This is a genomic window from Thomasclavelia cocleata (genome assembly GCF_900102365.1).
Classification (GTDB): domain Bacteria; phylum Bacillota_I; class Bacilli_A; order Erysipelotrichales; family Coprobacillaceae; genus Thomasclavelia; species Thomasclavelia cocleata.
In genome coordinates this window covers 82,410-100,576 of record NZ_FOIN01000003.1, presented here as the reverse complement: position 1 = coordinate 100,576, position 18,167 = coordinate 82,410, and the positions used below count along the sequence as shown (strand labels likewise).

21 protein-coding genes are annotated in these 18,167 nt (G+C 28.0%); 16 read left to right on the top strand and 5 right to left on the bottom strand.

The features are described from left to right. Nucleotides 1-46: 46 nt before the first annotated feature. From BMW96_RS02630 to cysK (BMW96_RS02615), 4 genes are all read left to right on the top strand, one after another. Nucleotides 47-2,191, top strand: a complete 2,145-nt coding sequence (locus BMW96_RS02630; protein ID WP_092352217.1) for a Tex family protein — start codon at nt 47-49, stop codon at nt 2,189-2,191. An 11-nt stretch (nt 2,192-2,202) separates the two neighbouring features. After that, nucleotides 2,203-2,940 (top strand): YiiX/YebB-like N1pC/P60 family cysteine hydrolase, encoded by a 738-nt coding sequence (locus BMW96_RS02625; RefSeq protein ID WP_092352215.1) that lies wholly within the window; start codon nt 2,203-2,205, stop codon nt 2,938-2,940. Nucleotides 2,941-2,995: 55 nt separating this feature from the next. Beyond that, a complete protein-coding gene (locus BMW96_RS02620; RefSeq protein ID WP_092352213.1) occupies nt 2,996-3,430 on the top strand; it encodes an RrF2 family transcriptional regulator in 435 nt (144 codons plus the stop codon). A gap of 127 nt (nt 3,431-3,557) precedes the next feature. Further along, on the top strand, nt 3,558-4,490 hold the full coding sequence (cysK, locus tag BMW96_RS02615) for a cysteine synthase A (protein WP_092352211.1): 933 nt from the start codon (nt 3,558-3,560) through the stop codon (nt 4,488-4,490). Between the two features lie 236 nt (nt 4,491-4,726). Here the strand turns inward: cysK (BMW96_RS02615) and cysK (BMW96_RS02610) are convergent, their stop codons facing one another. After that, a complete protein-coding gene (gene cysK / locus BMW96_RS02610) occupies nt 4,727-5,641 on the bottom strand; it encodes a cysteine synthase A (protein WP_092352209.1) in 915 nt (304 codons plus the stop codon). A gap of 119 nt (nt 5,642-5,760) precedes the next feature. On the opposite strand from cysK (BMW96_RS02610), the gene pdxR reads away from it, so the two are divergent. Then, the gene (gene pdxR, locus BMW96_RS02605) at nt 5,761-7,077 is read left to right on the top strand and encodes a MocR-like pyridoxine biosynthesis transcription factor PdxR (RefSeq protein WP_092352207.1); all 1,317 of its coding nucleotides are present in this window, start codon (nt 5,761-5,763) and stop codon (nt 7,075-7,077) included. 37 nt (nt 7,078-7,114) lie between these two features. On the opposite strand, the gene BMW96_RS02600 is transcribed toward pdxR, so the two are convergent. Together BMW96_RS02600 and BMW96_RS02595 are read right to left on the bottom strand one after the other, a co-directional pair. Then, complete coding sequence (locus tag BMW96_RS02600; RefSeq protein ID WP_092352205.1) at nt 7,115-8,353, bottom strand: 6-phosphofructokinase; 1,239 nt, start codon at nt 8,351-8,353, stop codon at nt 7,115-7,117. A gap of 57 nt (nt 8,354-8,410) precedes the next feature. Next, a complete protein-coding gene (locus tag BMW96_RS02595) occupies nt 8,411-9,073 on the bottom strand; it encodes a DUF3153 domain-containing protein (RefSeq protein ID WP_092352203.1) in 663 nt (220 codons plus the stop codon). Nucleotides 9,074-9,235: 162 nt separating this feature from the next. On the opposite strand from BMW96_RS02595, the gene BMW96_RS02590 reads away from it, so the two are divergent. Beyond that, nucleotides 9,236-9,658, top strand: a complete 423-nt coding sequence (locus BMW96_RS02590) for a hypothetical protein (RefSeq protein ID WP_092352201.1) — start codon at nt 9,236-9,238, stop codon at nt 9,656-9,658. Between the two features lie 269 nt (nt 9,659-9,927). Continuing rightward, nucleotides 9,928-11,208: an O-acetylhomoserine aminocarboxypropyltransferase/cysteine synthase family protein gene (locus BMW96_RS02585; protein ID WP_092352199.1), complete on the top strand. Its 1,281-nt coding sequence runs from the start codon at nt 9,928-9,930 to the stop codon at nt 11,206-11,208. Nucleotides 11,209-11,504: 296 nt separating this feature from the next. On the opposite strand, the gene def is transcribed toward BMW96_RS02585, so the two are convergent. Together def and BMW96_RS02575 are read right to left on the bottom strand one after the other, a co-directional pair. Further along, nucleotides 11,505-12,074 (bottom strand): peptide deformylase, encoded by a 570-nt coding sequence (gene def / locus BMW96_RS02580; RefSeq protein ID WP_092352197.1) that lies wholly within the window; start codon nt 12,072-12,074, stop codon nt 11,505-11,507. A gap of 60 nt (nt 12,075-12,134) precedes the next feature. After that, on the bottom strand, nt 12,135-12,353 hold the full coding sequence (locus BMW96_RS02575) for a hypothetical protein (RefSeq protein ID WP_092352195.1): 219 nt from the start codon (nt 12,351-12,353) through the stop codon (nt 12,135-12,137). Between the two features lie 112 nt (nt 12,354-12,465). Here BMW96_RS02575 and BMW96_RS02570 point away from each other — a divergent pair, with 112 nt between their 5' ends. The 9 genes from BMW96_RS02570 (at nt 12,466) to BMW96_RS02530 (ending at nt 18,166) form a co-directional block, all read left to right on the top strand. Then, nucleotides 12,466-12,732, top strand: a complete 267-nt coding sequence (locus tag BMW96_RS02570) for a UPF0223 family protein (protein WP_092352193.1) — start codon at nt 12,466-12,468, stop codon at nt 12,730-12,732. Next, nucleotides 12,725-13,987 carry an FtsW/RodA/SpoVE family cell cycle protein gene (locus tag BMW96_RS02565; RefSeq protein ID WP_092352191.1) on the top strand — a complete coding sequence of 421 codons (1,263 nt, stop codon included), beginning with the start codon at nt 12,725-12,727 and terminating at the stop codon, nt 13,985-13,987. The genes BMW96_RS02570 and BMW96_RS02565 overlap by 8 nt, the downstream gene beginning before the upstream one ends. A gap of 32 nt (nt 13,988-14,019) precedes the next feature. Then, nucleotides 14,020-14,322 carry a spore coat protein YlbD gene (gene ylbD / locus BMW96_RS02560; RefSeq protein WP_092352189.1) on the top strand — a complete coding sequence of 101 codons (303 nt, stop codon included), beginning with the start codon at nt 14,020-14,022 and terminating at the stop codon, nt 14,320-14,322. Further along, complete coding sequence (locus BMW96_RS02555; RefSeq protein WP_228762317.1) at nt 14,315-14,494, top strand: YlbE-like family protein; 180 nt, start codon at nt 14,315-14,317, stop codon at nt 14,492-14,494. Before ylbD ends, BMW96_RS02555 begins: the two co-directional genes overlap by 8 nt. Nucleotides 14,495-14,500: 6 nt before the next feature. Next, entirely contained in the window at nt 14,501-14,848 is a 348-nt protein-coding gene (locus tag BMW96_RS02550) for a YlbF family regulator (RefSeq protein ID WP_092352185.1), read from the top strand. An 8-nt stretch (nt 14,849-14,856) separates the two neighbouring features. Further along, nucleotides 14,857-15,405: a 16S rRNA (guanine(966)-N(2))-methyltransferase RsmD gene (gene rsmD / locus BMW96_RS02545; RefSeq protein ID WP_092352183.1), complete on the top strand. Its 549-nt coding sequence runs from the start codon at nt 14,857-14,859 to the stop codon at nt 15,403-15,405. A 4-nt stretch (nt 15,406-15,409) separates the two neighbouring features. Then, a complete protein-coding gene (gene coaD / locus BMW96_RS02540; protein ID WP_092352181.1) occupies nt 15,410-15,892 on the top strand; it encodes a pantetheine-phosphate adenylyltransferase in 483 nt (160 codons plus the stop codon). 140 nt (nt 15,893-16,032) lie between these two features. Further along, nucleotides 16,033-16,905, top strand: coding sequence for an aspartate carbamoyltransferase catalytic subunit (locus BMW96_RS02535; protein WP_092352179.1), 873 nt, complete (start codon nt 16,033-16,035; stop codon nt 16,903-16,905). Further along, complete coding sequence (locus BMW96_RS02530) at nt 16,898-18,166, top strand: dihydroorotase (protein WP_092352177.1); 1,269 nt, start codon at nt 16,898-16,900, stop codon at nt 18,164-18,166. The genes BMW96_RS02535 and BMW96_RS02530 overlap by 8 nt, the downstream gene beginning before the upstream one ends. Nucleotide 18,167: the final 1 nt, after the last annotated feature.

Sequence of the window (18,167 nt, the reverse complement as noted above, 5' to 3'; positions counted from 1 at the left end):
AATGAGATAGAATATTAGAGTTAAGATTATTTAGTAAGGAGTAATTATGAACGAAGATATTATTAAAATAGCAGTAAAAGAGTTAGAAATAACTGAAAAACAGATAAATGCAGTATTGGCATTGTTGGAACAAGGTAATACAGTACCATTTATTGCTCGTTATCGTAAAGAAGCAACAGGTGGTTTGGATGAAGATCAAATAAGAAATATTGATAAATATTATCAATATCAAGTTAATTTATTAAAACGTAAAGAGGATGTAATTAGATTAATTGATGAAAAAGGAATGTTAACTGATCAGTTAAAAAGTGATATTTTAAAAGCAACAAAGTTAAATGAAGTTGAAGATTTATATCGTCCATATAAAGAAAAAAGAAAAACTAGAGCAACTGAAGCTAAAGCTAAAGGTTTAGAGCCTTTGAGTAAATGGATTTTATCTTTACCAAAAGGGGATATTAATCAAGAAGCTGGAAAATATTTAAATGATAAAGTAGAATCTATTGAGGATGTTATTCAAGGAGCTTTAGATATTATTGCAGAAGTTATTAGTGATGATATTAAATATCGTAAATTTGTTAAAGATATAATATATAAATCAGGAATAATTGAAACTAAAGTTAAAAAGAAAAATCCTGATGAAGCTAAAGTATATGAAATGTATTATGATTATCATGAACGAGTTAATCGAATTGTATCTCATCGTATTTTAGCAATAAATAGAGCAGAAAATGAAAAAGTAATAGCAGTAAATATAGTAGTAGATAAAGATTTTTTAACTCAATATATAAATCGAGGAGTTACTAAGAATAGAAATAGTAGTGTTAATGAACACTTATTCAAAGCTGTAGAAGACAGTTTAAATCGTTTATTGTTACCTTCGATTGAACGTGAGGTTCGTAGTGAATTAACAGAAAAAGCAAGTGAACAGGCATTAAAAGTTTTTTCTATTAATTTAGAAAAATTATTGATGCAGGCACCATTAAAAGATAAGATGGTTTTGGGATTAGATCCTGCTTATCGAACAGGATGTAAATTAGCTGTAGTAGATCAAACAGGAAAGGTATTAAAAATTGATAAAGTTTTTATTACAATTCCTAAAGCTAATTATGATAAAGAAAAGAAAGTTCTTTTAGATATTATTAAGAAATATAATATTGAGATTATTGCTATTGGTAATGGTACTGCAAGTCGTGAAAGTGAAGCTTTTATTTCACAGTTGATTAAAGATAATAATCTTAATGTTGATTATGCAATTATTTCTGAAGCTGGAGCTTCTGTTTATTCAGCTAGTAAACTAGCAAAAGAAGAATTTCCAGATTATCAAGTTGAAGAACGTTCAGCAGTATCAATTGCACGTAGATTGCAGGATCCTTTAGCAGAATTAGTAAAGATTGAACCTAAAGCAATTAGTGTTGGTCAATATCAGCATGATATTGCACAAAAACAATTAGAAGAACAATTAGATTTTGTTGTAGAAAAAGCAGTTAATAATGTTGGGGTTGATATCAATACAGCTTCTGTGTCATTACTTCAATATGTAGCTGGGTTAAATGCTGGTGTTGCAAAAAATATTATTAAATATCGTGATGAAAATGGAAAATTTACTAATCGTAAAGAGATTATGAATGTTAGTAAGTTAGGGGCTAAAACTTATCAGCAGGCGATTGGATTCTTACGGATTCCTGGAGCAAATGATCCTTTTGATGCCACTGCAATTCATCCTGAAAATTATCAACAGGCTAAAAAATTATTGGAGTTGATTGGAGCTAATGAAAGTGCATTAGGAACTAAAGAAATAGCAGAAAAATTAGGCAATCTTAATAAAGAAGAAATAATGAATGAGTTACAAATTGATAGTTATACATTAGAGGATATTATTGATAGCTTTATTAAACCAAATCGTTCACCACGAGATAATTATGCAACTCCTTTATTGAAAAAAGATATTTTAAAAATTGATGATTTGAAACCTGGTATGGTATTAGAAGGAACTGTTAGAAATGTAGTTGATTTTGGTGCATTTATTGATATAGGATTAAAAAATGATGGATTAGTTCATATTTCTAAAATTTCACATGAAAGAATTAAGCATCCTTTGGATAAACTAAGTATAGGAGATATTGTTGAAGTCTATGTTATTGATGTTGATATTAATAAACATCGTGTGGGACTAAGTATGATAAAAGATTAAAGGATGAGTTGATGAAAAAATTTCTTTTTGGAATAGTATTTTTATTAATAATAAGTGGTTGTTCATTTGAAAATAAAATGAGTGATCAAACTGTAGCTGTAGAAAGTAAACCAATAAAAAAAGAAGAGGTTATTGAATATAGCGAATTATTAGAATATACAGATATTTTTAAAGTTGGAGATATTATAAATATTGAAAATACAAATTATTTAAGTTCATATGCTATTCCAGGAAGATGGAAACATACAGTATTTTATATTGGCAGTTACCAGCAGTTTTTAGCTTTTTTTAAACCTGAGGATAAATATTATCATGAGATTATTAAACATTATCAAACTCAAGATGAAGTTCTTGTCTTAGATAGTAATTCCTCAGGTGTTAAAGTTAGAACTTTTGATCAGATGGCAAATTTAAAAGAAGAATCATATCTTAAAGCTCTTTCTGGATATCGTTTTAATGAAAGCAGTGAGTTTATTAAAACATATTTATTTCATGCTTTAGATTATTTAGGAACCCCATATGATTATAGTATGATTACTTATGATGATAAGACACTTTATTGTAGTGAATTAGTATACTATGCATTACAAGCAGTTGATATTGAAGTAACAAAAACTACTAACATTTTTGATCATATACTAATTACGCCTACTGATTTGAGTGATTTTTTAGAAAATTTAGATAATATTGAACATAGTTTTTTATTAGAAAAAAAAGATAATTGCATAATAGATAGTATAAATGACTAATTTTTACTTGTATTCGGTTAATAATATCAGTATTATTATATTGAGGTGAGCATAAATGAAAATTTCGACTAAGGGACGTTATGCTTTAAGGATCATGTTAGATATCGCTATGCATGATGATGGTAAATTTATCCCATTAAAAGATATTGCTAAACGACAAGAATTAACAGTTAAATATCTTGAACAGATAATTTCTTTACTAAATAAGGCTGGTTATTTACAAAGTTTAAGAGGGAATGCTGGTGGATATCGTTTGATTAAAAGGCCAGATGAGTACATTGTAGGGGACATATTAAGAATTACTGAGGGAGATTTGGCACCTATAGCTTGTCTAAAAGAGAACAATGAAATCTGTTTACGAAGTAATGACTGTCTTACATTACCTTTTTGGCAAGGATTGGATAAAGTTATTAAGGAATATGTTGATGGAATCACACTTCAAGATTTAATTACTCAAGTTAATAGTCAAATAGATGATTATTTTAACTAAAGCCCTTGGGCTTTTTTTATTGACAAATTAATATCTGTAACATATAATCATACTAAACAAGTAGGAAATATATAGATTATAAATTATTGACTATTGTCAATAATAAAAAATATTGGAGGAAAAGAATATGACAATTAATAATCATGTTAGTGAATTAGTAGGTAATACACCGATTTTAAAATTAAATAATTATATGTCTAAATATCAATTAGAAGCGAATATATATGCAAAGTTAGAATTTTTCAATCCTGCAGGTAGTGTGAAGGATAGAATTGCTAAAGCGATGCTATTTAACGCCATTGAAGATAATATATTAAAATCTGATTCGGTTATTATTGAACCTACTAGTGGTAATACTGGAATAGGTCTAGCATCACTAGGTGCTTCATTAGGGTATCAGGTAATTCTTACGATGCCAGAAACCATGTCTATAGAACGACGTAATTTATTAAAAGCATATGGAGCTAAGGTTGTGTTAACTCCAGGAAATTTAGGGATGAGTGGTGCAATTGCTAAAGCAAAAGAATTAGCTAAAGAAATTCCTAATGCTTTTATTCCTAGTCAATTTGAAAATACTGTAAATCCCAATACTCATTATTTAACTACAGGGCCAGAAATTTATCAGCAATTAGAAGGTAAAATTGATATTTTTGTAGCTGGAGTTGGTACAGGTGGTACTATTAGTGGAGTAGGAAAATATTTAAAAGAAAAAAATCCAGAAATTGAAATCATTGCAATTGAACCAGAAGGGTCTCCAGTTCTTTCTAAAGGAATTTCTGGACCACATATGATTCAAGGAATAGGAGCAGGATTTGTTCCTGATACTTTAAATACTGATATATATGATCAAATAATTACAGTATCTAATGAAAGTGCCTTTGAAACTAGTAGAGAAGTTGCAAAATTAGAAGGAACATTAGTTGGAATTTCATCAGGGGCAGCTTTATATGGAACTACACTTTTAGCAAAACAGGAAAAAAATAAAGGAAAAAATATAGTTGTATTATTACCAGATACAGGAGAACGTTATTTATCAACGCCTTTAGTAATACAAGATTAGAGATATTATTTTTTGATAATATCTTTTTTTATAAGAATGAAGGACTTATAGCCAAAGAAATATATTAATAGCGATATTTTTATTTAGTTTTGTGACAAAATTTATTAGTATAATAGTTTAGATATGACTATAGTATTTGTAATATAAAATGTTTATTTGAATATGTATTGAATTGTTAAATGGGATTAATAATATTTATTGAAAATAAAAAATCATATTAAATATTAATACGATTTTTAATCGAATAAATCAGTTGAAAGATATCGTTCACCTGTATCAGGTAATAGAACAATAATATTTTTATTTTGATCAGCTATTTTAGTAGCTCCATATAAAGCAGCACCAGAAGATATTCCAATTAATAAACCTTCTTTTTTAGCAAATATTCTTGCAGTATCATATGCATCTTCAGTACTAACAGTTATTACTTCATCAATTAAATCTAAGTCAAGAATTTCAGGAATGAAATTAGCGCCAATCCCTTGAAGACCATGTGAACCTGATTTTCCTTTAGTGATTAAAGGGGAATCTTTAGGTTCAATACCAATAATTTTAATATCAGGATATTTCTTTTTAAGTACTCGAGCAATTCCTGTAATTGTTCCACCAGTTCCAATTCCAGCAACAAAATAATCAATTTGTTCTTCAAAATCCTCAATTATTTCTAATGCAGTTGTTTCTTCATGGGCAAGTGGATTACTAGGATTTATAAATTGTCCAGGTATATAACTATTTTCAATTTTACAAGCTAGTTCATTAGCTTTATCAACTGCACCTTGCATTCCTTTAGCTCCAGCAGTTAAAATGATTTTTGCTCCATAAGCTTTTAATAGTTTTTGTCTTTCAATTGACATTGTTTCTGGCATAGTTAAAATTAAATCATTGTTATAAATGGCACAGGCAATTGCTAAACCAATCCCAGTATTGCCACTAGTAGGCTCAATAATAGTTGTTTTTTCATTGATTTGTTTATTTTGATAAGCTTGTGAAATTAGTTTTAAGCCTACTCGGTCTTTAACACTACCACCAGGATTAAAAAATTCTACTTTTGCATATAAATTATTTTTTAAATTTTTAGTTTCTTTAAAACGATCTATTTGAATAAGAGGGGTTTTCCCAATTGTTTCTAAGACACTTTTTTTTGTACTCATAAATTTACTCCTTTTTCTTGTTATATCATAAAAATATTAAATATGGTATAAAAATTATAATTATATTTATTTGTCTTTATCAATATAGTAATTTATAATGAATATAAAGGGGACTGTTTATGAAAGAATATAAATATTTAATGGTTTATGATTCTATTGTTGATGATATTCAAAATGGATATTTAAAGTATAATGATAAAATTCCTTCGATTAGAAAAATGGCTAAAAAATTAGATGTTAGTAGAACTACAGTTGAAAGTGCTTATTTACAGTTGTTAGTTGAAGGATATATTTATTCAAAAGAAAAAGTAGGTTATTTTGTTGATGTGCAATATAGTAATCGTGAAATTGATAATAATATTACTAATAATAAAATAGGAATTGATAATCATAAATATCGATATGATTTTAGTGGAAAGTTAGTAGACAATGAGTGTTTTAATCTTGATATTTGGAAAAAATATATAAAAAAAGCATTAAATCAAAGTGATGATTTATTGAGCTATGGTGAACCACTTGGTGAACTGTCGTTAAAGAAAGTTTTACAGAAATATAGCCATGAATATCGTGGTGTAAGACGCCCAGTTAATAATTATATTATTGGTGCAGGATTTCAAATTTTACTTTATCATGTATGTAGTTTATTTGAAAAAGAAAATATTGTGGGTATAGAAGTAGGGGGATTTACTCAGGCGGAAGCTGTTTTTCATGATTGTCATATGCAGGTTGTAAAATTGCCAGTCGATGATCATGGAATAACAATTGAAGGTCTAAAAGAAGCAAATTTAAAGTTATTATATTTAAATAGTTCATCTGGTGGTTACCATGGTCATCCAATTAAACAACAACGTCGTTTAGAAATTATTGAGTATGCTAGAAAGAATGGTGTATATATTATTGAAGATGATCATAATGGAGAGTTGAAGTTCAATACTAAGCCAATTGATGCGATGGCAAAATTTGATAATGATCATATAATTTATATTGGGTCATTTTCAAAGTTATTATTACCATCAATTAGAATTAGTTATATGGCTTTACCTCATCATTTATTACCAATATTTCTACAAAAATCAAATGGTTATCATCAAACTGCATCTAAATTAGAACAACTAGCATTGGCGATGTATATAGAAGATGGCCAGTTATCAAGACATCTAAGAAGATTAAGAAAACACTATCGTAATAAAAGTGAACATCTTTTAAAGAATTTACAACAATCTTTTCCTCATTATAATTTTGTTTTATATGAAACAGCTTTAAAAATTACTATGTCAGTTGATGAAAACTTATTAGATAGTTATATTAGAATAGCTAAAGAGAATGATATTTTAGTAAATAAGAATAATAATAACCAAATAACATTATCATTTTCTGGAATTCTTGATCAAGATATTGATCAAGCAACAGAAATATTAGAGAAAATATGGTTATGATAATACAAAAATAAAAGGATTAGAAATAATCCTTTTATTATTTATTAAGATGTTTACAACTATAATAAGCAGGAATTCCATTACGATAATTAATATGTACCTCACCTTGAATTAGAGGGAATAAATAATCATATAATTCCTGAGTAATATTATTACCAGCTTCGTTGATCCATTCAGTTGGAATTTTTTGTTCTAAATTAGCAACATCCTGAACATCAGTAGAAATATAATCGACACTATAAGGATTATTTGAAATTCTTTTAAATCCCATAACTTGACCAGTTTTACCAGCAATAGCTGTTTCAACTGCTTTTTGCCCAATTACAAACGATTCATTTAAATCAGTTTTGCTACCAATATGCATAGCACATCTCTGTAATACATTTAATTCAATACTTCTAACCTTGCATTGAAATTCTTTAAATACAATTGTTTCTAACATTTTTCCAGTTCCAGAATGTAAAACATGGCCAAAAGCATCCTTTTTTAAATATTTAGAATTATCATCTAAGAAATGTCCATTTTTATCTTTAATTCCTTCACTGACTGCGATAACCACACAACGTTTTCTTTTAAAAACTTCACGAATATCATCTAAAAAATTATTTATATCAAAAACAACTTCTGGTAGATAAATTAAATCAGGTGCTTCATTATATTCATTACGAGCTAAAGCAGCAGCAGCAGTTAACCAGCCAGCATTTCTTCCCATGATTTCAATTATTGTAACAGATTGTAATTGATAAATTAAACTATCATGTATTACTTCTAAAATTGAAGAGGCTACGTATTTAGCAGCAGAACCAAATCCTGGTGTATGATCAGTTCCCATTAAATCATTATCAATAGTTTTAGGAATACCAATAAATTTAATAGTACTACCAATACTTTTAGCATATGAATCTAGTTTCATTACTGTATCCATAGAATCATTACCACCAATATAATAAAAATCTGTGATTTCTAATTTAGTTAATATTTCAAATAGTTTAACATATGTATCTGTATTTTCTTCGTGAGTAGGCAATTTAAATCGACATGAACCCAAATACATAGCTGGTGTCTGTTTTAATGCATTGATTTTTTCACCAGTATTAAATTCTTCTAGAAGATTCATATAACGTTCTTCTAGTAGACCTTTAATACCATTTATCATACCATAAACATTTTGATATTCTTCACTATATTTAGCTTTATGGATGATTCCAGCAAGACTTGCATTAATTGCGATTGTGGGTCCTCCAGATTGTCCAATAATACAATTTCTTTTTTTCATCTTGTTCTCCTTTTACTGTTTAATTTTAACATCTTTAGACAGTAAAAAAAAGGTACTTTACTTACTTTTTCGTATAATAAAATAAAGAATAACTAATAAACTAATAATTATTAGAGAATTTACTGGGAAATTATTTTTTTGTTCATTCGTAGAAATAATTGAAATTGAAGATATTTTATCTTGAGTTAATAAGTCTAAAAGATTTATTTTTACTATATTATCATCAATATCACCTAAATTTGTTTCCTTGATCATACCAGGCATAGTAATATTTAAATCAAGATCCAATCCCATTGTTTTTAAATTGGATAGTGAATAATTATCAATATCTTTTAATTCACTAGTATTATATAGTTCATTAACTGCATTCATATCTATTTCAACCTGAAAATTTTTTTCATTATTATCAATTTTAACAAATGAGATAAGAGATTTATTTATACTTTCTGGTGCAATTACCTTTAATCCTAGATAAGTTACACCATTAATTGATTCCTTTAATTCTTCACTTTTCCAATCTTGTAGACCATTTTCATTTAATTTATTTTTTAATTCATTAATTGAAGTATTATAACTACTAAAAAAATTTTCTGGGAACAATATTTCCACATCCATATTTGCTTTTTTTTCGTTACTAAATTCTATGTTTACATCACCTTTAACACAGCCAGTTAATAGGAGAAGTAAAACAATGAATAATCCATAGTTTCTATATTTCATTAATTCACCTCCATACTTATTGTGCCACAAACTCAATTTTCTAATATTAAAAAAACTAGAATCTATAAAAATTAAGTGATATAATTAATATTAAATATGAGATATTAAATTGAGTTTATACACAGTTCACATAAAGAATTTAAAATGTAGTAGGTGATATAAATGAGAATAGAAATTTTGTACACGAACAAGTCAAAACATATCAAACCAGTTGCAGATGCTATGGCTAGATGGGTTAAGACTTATGCTAAAAAAATAGATGATTTTGATGATTGTGGTTGTGTTGATTTAATGGTTATCGGTTTCGATGATTCCACATGGAAAGATGGACAGCTTGAAGCATTTATCAAGAATTTAAATCGTCAGAAAGTCCGAAATATCGCTTTAGTCAATGCTTTTTATATAAATGATCATAAAATGAAAAATATGATTAAGTTATGTCAGGAAACTGATTTGCCACTAATGCGTGAACAGTACTCATTTAAATTAACTTTTAAACAACTTAAAGAAATTGACCAAAATGTCATTGATGGAGCAAGATTATATGTTGAAGATATGGTTAATTTGGTAAGGGATTATTATTAATGTTATAAAAATTTAAAGTGATTAAAATATATCACTTTTTTAATAAATGATTGTTTGTGATGTGATTTTATTAATTTTTTAGTAGAAGATTGAAAGTAGTTAAGTAATAGAAATTATTTTAAATTAGAGGAAAAAGATATTGATGAAGTGATTTAAAAGAATATCCAGATTTTCTGAAAATAATTGTAAAAGGTTGGTTAGCCAACCTTTTATTATAGAAAAAAAATGATAATTATGATACAATTTTATCAATTTGAGGAGGTTATATGATGGATAATAAAAATTATGGTTTTGAAACATTACAAATACATGCAGGACAAAAACCAGATACAACAACTAAAGCAACAGGAATGCCTTTATATTTATCAAATGCATTTACTTTTGATGATGCTGATCAAGCAGCAAGAATATTTGCTTTAGAAGAAGGAGGATATTTCTATTCGCGTCTTTCTAATCCTACGGTAGATGCTTTGCAAACTAGAATGGCAGCTTTGGATGGTGGTTTTGGTGCTGTTGCATTTGCTTCAGGAACAGCAGCTATTATGGGGTTGATAATGACTGTTTGCCAAAGTGGTGATGAAATTTTAGCAGCAAATAATTTGTATGGGGGAACAATTGGTTCATTATCTGGAACAATGGTAGGAATGGGATTTACTTCACATTTTGTTAATCCTACAGATTTAGAGGCATTGGAAGCAGCTATAAATGATAAAACAAAAATAATTTTTGTTGAATCAGTTGGTAATCCTAATGGTGATATGTTGGATTTTGAGGCAATAAGTGCTATTGCAAAAAAATATGGAATTTTATTTGTAGTCGATAATACAACACCAACACCTTATTTATTTAAGCCAATTAAATTTGGAGCAGATCTAGTTGTTTATTCAACAACTAAATATTTGGCAGGTCATGGTAATGTTATGGGTGGGGTTATTGTTGATAGTGGTAACTTTAATTGGAAAGATAACCCCCGTTATCCATTATTTAATATGCCTGATAAAGCATATCATGATATCGTTTATGCAGATTTAAAGGAAGCTGCTTTTTGTACTAAGGCAGTTGCTAAAACATTACGTGATTTGGGTGGATGTATGTCACCATTTAATGCTTATATGACATTACTTGGTTTAGAGACATTATCATTGAGAATGAAAAAACATGTTGAAAATGCCCGAGCTTTGGCTGAATTTTTAAATGAATGTAAAGATGTTGAGTGGGTTAGTTATGCTGAATTGCCTGATAGTCCTAATTATGAATTAGCTAAAAAGTATTTTCCAAATGGTTTTGGGGGACTATATACATTTGGGGTAAAAGGTGGCGTTGCTGGTGGTAAAACAGTCATTAATAATATAAAGTTATTTATTCATGTAACTAATTTTGCTGATTCACGCTCATTATTAACACATCCAGCTAGTACTACTCATGCTCAAATGTCGGAAGAAGAGCGTTTGGCTGGAGGAGTAAAGCAGGAAACGATTAGAATGTCAGTTGGTTTAGAAGATGTTGAAGATTTAATCGCAGATTTAAAACAAGCTTTTTCTAAAATATAGACTTAGAAGGATTAATTGTTTAAAAAACAGTTAATCTTTTTTGAGTTTATTTATAAAATTATCTATATAGTTTTAGTAATATACTTAGATAGTTTGTTTTTAATTTATTTAATTTTGATATATTTTGAATTTTTTCTTGCTGTTAGTTTATATGTAATGAATTATCATTATATTGGAGTAATTGGGTGAATTTTATTTTTTCACTAAGATAAGTGATGTGATAATTTTTTAAATATATAAATAAAGTAACTTTTTATGTATATTTAAGTATCTAAAAAAACGGCCGAAGCCGTTTTTTAATCAATAATCATAGCATTTTCTATTGGTGCAAAAGGATTATCTTTATTAATGCGATCATAAAATAAAGTACCATCAAAATGATCTAATTCATGTTGCAAACAGATTGATAAAAATCCGCGGGCTACAATTTTTATTTCTTGATCACTAAATACGTCATATCCTTTAACAGTCACCTTAGCGTAGCGTGGCACATAACCTTGAATTTCTTCATTTACAGATAAACATCCTTCACCATCTTTTAAATAAGATTTTTTTTCAGTATAAGAAATGATTTTAGGATTAACTAAAGCATAATCATTAACCTTTGTTACATTTCCATTTCTGTCATAATCTAATAGATGAATAGCACACATTCTTTTAGGAATTCCTAATTGAATAGCTGCAATGCCTACACCTGGACGTAAATCATATTTTTCAGAAATTTCAGGATCTTGAGAGTTGACTAGAAATTCATGCATTTTTAATATGAGCTGTTTATCTTCTTCATTTAATGGTAATGTTACTTCCTTTGAGACTTCCCGAATTATTTCATTGTGATCATCAATTATATCTTTCATTGTTAACATAGTTTCACCTCATTTAAATTCTGATAGTATTATATCATAAAATGAGGTGAAATAAAGACTTTATCCTACTCTAATTCTAGAATTTCCACAAATAATTAATAGTAAGAATACTACTAAGACAATAGCAAACCAGTTTGTAGAACCAAATCCACTGCATCCACCACAACCACAGTTAGACATTGAACAACAGCTGTTGCATCCACCACATCCAAATGGGTTAGTAATAAATGGACTATAAGAATTGCATCCACAACCAGAATAATTAAAACCACAGTTCATGTTATCACCTCCTTTAGTATATCCTATTCTAATATTTATCTTTTGTCTGGGTTATTGTAGATAATCGATAAATTTTACGTTATAATAAAAAAAAATTAAGGAGTGAGTAAATATGGATTATAACTATCCTTTGGATTATAGTTGGTCAACTGAAGAAATAATTGATGTTATTGCTTTATATAATGCAGTAGAAAAAGCATATGAAGTAGGAATAAGTAAAGATGAATTTATGAACGCTTATCGCAAATTTAAAGTAATTGTTGATAGTAAAAGTGCAGAGAAACAATTAGATAAAGAATTTTATGAGATATCGCATTATTCTATTTATCAAGTAGTGAAAGAATCAAAAGAAAATGACTGGATTCGAGTAGGTGAGTAATTTGGCTAGAATAAAGGTTATAAAAATAAAACGAGTAATTGAGAAACTTAAACAGCTTTTTACTAGTCGGGGAGTTGATAAAAGTATTTATATAAGTATATTTATACTAGCTGTTTTTGGGATTGTTATGATTGGTTCAGCTTCAATCGGAAGTGTTACATCATCAACTAAAACAGTTACCTTGGCTATAAAAAATATGAGTACCCAAACAATTTATGTCATTGCTGGAGCGATAGTAATGATATTTATTGCTAGAGTATTTAAAACACGATATATTGATTATAGTGCTTCAATGAAGTTGTATGTAATTGGTATTATTTTAATGACGATTTGTCGGTTTTGGAGTGATTCAAAAGGATCGCATGCCTGGATCAAGTTTGGTGGTGCTTTTAGTATTCAGCCTGCTGAATTTATGAAGATTGCAATGATTTTAATCATGAGTTATTTTTTAACTGAAAGTGATAAAGCTTTTGTTGTAAAAGGACGTTTTAAAAATTCTGCTGTAAAAGCAGCTTTTTATAAAGAAAAATTTTTAAAATGTGTTTTTTTACCAATGCTATTAGTGTTTATAACTGCAGTAATCGGCGTATTTGTACAAAGGGATTTTGGGACAACAGTAATTTTAGTAATAATTTGTTTTGTTTGTTTCATTGGAACTCCACGACAATATTTTAAAAAATATAAAAAGATAGTCTGGATTTTTATTGGTGTATGTGCAGTAATATTAACTATTCTAGGAACTACTGTTTTACAGCCATATCAGTTAAAACGAATTTATACATGGTTAGATCCTATGATGGATCCTTATAATTCTAGTTATCAGCTTGTTAATTCACTTATTGCTTTTAGTAATGGGGGAATATTTGGTCTAGGATTTGGTAACTCAACGCAAAAGTATGGTTACATACCCGAATCGCATAATGATTTTATTGGAGCCATAATTTATGAAGAGTTGGGGATAATAGGATTAGCTTTAGTAATTATTCCTACTTGTATTGTTATTTTTAAATTATTAAAGTATTCAAATGAAGTAAAAGAAAATAAATCAAGAATTATTTTGTTAGGAATTGCTTCATATTTCTTTTTACATATATTAATTAATTTAGGAGGTGTTTCTGGATTGATTCCAATGACAGGAGTACCATTATTACTTATTTCGTCAGGGGGATCTTCAACTGTTTGTTCCTTTGTTGCAATTGGAATCGCTCAATCAATTATTGCTAAGCATAATCGACAGAAATATGACACCGATTAATGATAAAAACATATAATATATTAGGTGATATTATGGATGAATTTAAAGAGTTCTTAAAAACTGTCCCTAGTGTAAAACAAGATGTTTTGAATGGTCGTTATACTTGGCAGCAATTATATGAGATTTTTGTAATGTATGGAAAAGATGATAAATTTTGGCAACCATATAAAACTAATAGTAGTATTGATTTAAATGGATTACTTGAAATTATTAAAAATATTGATTTAAATGCTTTATCAAGTAGTTTAAGTTCTATTGAAAAGGTTTTAAATGTTGCTAGTACTTTTTTAGATAAAAAAGAACCAGAAAGAGAAAGAAAATGGTATGATGAATGAGCAGTTAAGATATTATCTGCGTTATCATCCCCAATGGTATATTATTTTATCTAGATATCCTCATGAATATGAGCGTTTAATTCAAGAATATAAAGATGAAAAAAATCAACAATTTATTAATAAAATTGATCAGGTTTCAATGTTAATAAATATGGTAGAAATGATGATGTAGGTGGATATGGAAGAAATATTAGATAAATTAGTTAAGGAAATAAAGTTGGATCAGCGATATCTTGAATATATTGATGCTGAAAAAAAATTGCATACCAAAGATATTGAGTGTATGCTAAAAGAGTATCAGGAAAAGTTAAATGAGTATGAAGATTTAAAAAAATATAATCGATATATTGATAATAATCAGTTAAAAGAAGAAATAAAGAGTTTAAAAAAACAAATCGGTTGTAACAATGATATTTTGGATTATTATCGAAAATATCATTGTTTAAATGATTTTTTGGAAGAAATAACAAAAATTGTTTTTGGTAATATATCAAATCAACTTGATTTATCACCATATAAATTATAAGAGGGCATATGAGAGTAATTGCAGGTAAATATAAGAGTAGACAGTTAAAGAGTGTAAAATCAAATTTAACAAGACCAACTACAGATCGTAATAAAGAAAATATGTTTAATATTATTGGACCTTATTTTCAAGGGGGAAATGTATTAGATTTATTTGCAGGTAGTGGTGGATTGGGGATTGAGGCATTATCACGAGGTTGTGATTATCTTTATAGTGTTGATAACCAGTTTGCAGCTTTTCAAGTGATAAAAGATAATCTTAAATTATTGAAAATTGATAATGCAAAAGTTTTTAAATTGGATTATCGTAAAGCGTTGAAAAGATTATGTGAAGAAAAGATTAAATTTGATTTGGTATTACTTGATCCTCCTTATGGTAAAGGATTAGTAGATGGAATATTAGAATTTTTAATTACTAATGAAATGTTAAATAATGATTGTATTATTATGGTAGAGGAATTAAAAGAAGTTATATTTGATTCATTTGATCAGTTAATTTTAATTAAAAAGAATGATTATGGGATTACAGCATTAAACGTATTTAAATATCAGGGGTAGGAATATGAAAAAGAATATTGCAGTATATGCAGGAACATTTGATCCTGTAACAAATGGACATTTAGATATTATTGAACGAGCAAGTAGAATGTTTGATATTTTATATGTAACTATTTGTATCAATCCAAATAAACAAGGACTTTTTACGGTTGAGGAAAGAAAAGAATTATTAAAAAAAGTCTGTAAGCAGTTTGATAATGTAATTATTGATTCATCAAATAAATTGTCTGTAGAATATGCTAAAGATGTAGGCTCAAGAATTTTAGTTAGAGGAATAAGAGCTACAATGGATTTTGAATATGAATTACAGTTAGCTTTTTCAAATCAATATTTAGATAAAGAAGTAGATATGGTCTTTTTAATGACAAAACCATCTCATTCATTTATCTCATCTTCAGCAGTGAAGGAAATGGTAAGTCATAAACGTCGAGTTGAGGGGTTAGTACCTCCATGTGTTGAAGAGGCTTTGCAAAAGAAATTTGAGTAATTAAATTTAGATGTTTAAAAGAATTGTCAAAATTAACTATATTTGGTATGATGAATAAAGAAAAAGATACATCAACTGGGTATAATAAATATTATTTCCCAATTATACCTCGTTAGAGGTATTTTTTATGGAGGAAAACTATGAATATATTTACATTAAATGATTTTTCAACAACAGATATTAATTCAATTTTAGATGAAGCAGAAGAGTTTAAAGCTGGAAAAAAAGTAGATTTCAAAGGAAAAAAAGTAGTTGCAAACTTATTTTTTGAACCTTCAACAAGAACTCATTATAGCTTTGACAAAGCGGCTTATAACTTAGGTTGTCGTACTCAAAATTTTGATACAACTAATTCAAGTATTCAAAAAGGAGAAACCTTATATGATACAGTGAAATTTTTTGAATCAATTGGTTGCGATGCTGTAGTTATCAGACACCCTAAAGAAAACTATTACCAGGATCTGGTTGGAAAAATTAAAATACCTTTAGTCAGCGGAGGAGATGGAACTGGAAATCATCCTAGTCAATCTTTATTAGATTTAATGACTATTCGTGAAGAATTTGGTCATTTTGACGGTTTAAAGATTGTAATTGTTGGTGATATAGTTCATTCAAGAGTAGCACATAGTAATTATGAGATAATGAAACGTTTAGGAATGGAAGTATATACTAGTGGTCCTCGTGAATTTGAAGAACCAGGGTATAATTATGTAGATTTTGATACTATTTTACCTGAAGCTGATATAATTATGTTATTAAGAGTTCAACATGAGCGTCATCATGATTTAATGAAATTAACTACTGATGAGTATCATCGATTGTATGGATTAAATCAAGAAAGAGTTAATAAAATGAAAGAAAGGGCAATAATAATGCATCCTGCTCCATTTAATCGCAATGTTGAAATTGCTGATGATATTGTTGAATGTAAGCAAAGTCGCATTTTTAAACAAATGGCTAATGGAGTATTTGTAAGAATGGCATTATTGAATAGGGTATTAAGTGATGACTAAGATATTATTCAAAAATGGTAATGTATTTTATCATGGTAAATTACAGAAATTAGATGTATTAATTGAAAATGAAACTATTACTGAAATTAAAGAAAATATAAGTCAGGCTGATAGAGTAATTGATTTAGAGGGAAAATTATTAACTCCTGGTTTTGTAGATATCCATGTTCATTTAAGAGAGCCAGGATTTGAATATAAAGAAACGATTGCTTCAGGAACTAATTCAGCAAAATATGGAGGATATACTCATTTAGTAGCTATGGCTAATACAATTCCCTGTATGGATAACATTGAAACAATTAAAGATTTTGAAAAACGAGTAAAAAAAGATGCTAAGGTTCATACATATACTTATAGTGCTATTACTAAAGGTTTAAATGGAGAAGAACTAGTAGATTTTAATGTTAATAGTAAAGAAAATATTGTAGCTGGTTTTTCAGATGATGGTAAAGGTGTTCAGTCTAAAGATATGATGGAAATGGCGATGAAAGCAGCTAAATCTAATGGTTCTATAATTGTAGCTCATTGTGAAGATGAAGCTGAGCTTGAACCTGGAGCATGTATAAATGATGGTAATTATGCTAAAGATCATGGTTTAGTAGGAATTAATAATGCTTCAGAATATAATCATGTAATTAGAGATTTAAAATTAGCTAAGGAAATTGGTAATCGTTATCATATTTGTCATATTTCAACAAAAGAAACAGTTTGGGCATTGCGGGATGCTCGTAAAACCAATTCTGTAGTTAGTGGAGAGGCTTGTCCACATCATTTGATTTTAACTGATGATAATATTAAAGATATGAATTCTAATTATAAGATGAATCCTCCTTTAAGAAGTAAAGAAGATTTAAATGCATTAATTGAAGGAATTAATGATGGAAGTGTAACAGTAATTTCAACTGATCATGCTCCTCATGCAACAGAAGAAAAGAACAAACCAATTGATAAAGCTCCATTTGGGATTATTGGTAATCAACATGCATTTAGTTTAATGTATACATATATAGTAAAAAAGGGTTTAATTCCATTAGAAAAAGTTTTAACATGTATGTCAATTAATCCTGCTAAAATAATTGGTATTGAACACGATCTTGAAGTAGGTCTAAAAGCAAATTTTGTAGTTTTTGATTTAGAAGAAGAATATGTAATTACAAAAGAAAGTATTAAATCAAAATCTATTAATACCCCATTTATTGGTACTAAGTGCTTTGGAGCTTTAAAATATCATGTATTAGATGGTAAAGTTACAGAAATATAGG